Source organism: Novosphingobium mangrovisedimenti (assembly GCF_025153475.1).
Classification (GTDB): domain Bacteria; phylum Pseudomonadota; class Alphaproteobacteria; order Sphingomonadales; family Sphingomonadaceae; genus Novosphingobium; species Novosphingobium mangrovi_A.
Map to the genome: position 1 here is coordinate 1 of NZ_JANZXA010000086.1, position 251 is coordinate 251.

Here is a 251-nt window from a genome sequence, read left to right on the forward strand (position 1 = left end):
GCGGCCTTGCGCGAAGGTCCGGTCCAGCTTGGCTTCTGGTTGGCCCTGGCCCATCCAGACATTGCCGAAATCTGCGCGGGCCATGGCTATGACTGGCTGCTGATCGATGGCGAACATGGCCCGCAAACCCTGCCCGGCATCGTCGCGCAGCTGCGTGCGGTCGAGGCGACGCCGCCGTGTTCGGCGATCGTCCGGATTGCCGGCCACGATCCGGTAGCGATCAAGCAGGTTCTCGATCTTGGAGCGCAGAC

1 protein-coding gene is annotated in these 251 nt (G+C 65.7%); it reads left to right on the forward strand.

Annotation, left to right across the window (positions count from 1 at the left end; all coding sequences use genetic code 11):
* Nucleotides 1–251, forward strand: a 251-nt coding sequence (locus NZK81_RS21840) for an aldolase/citrate lyase family protein (RefSeq protein ID WP_260048009.1), incomplete at both ends; no start/stop codon positions are given.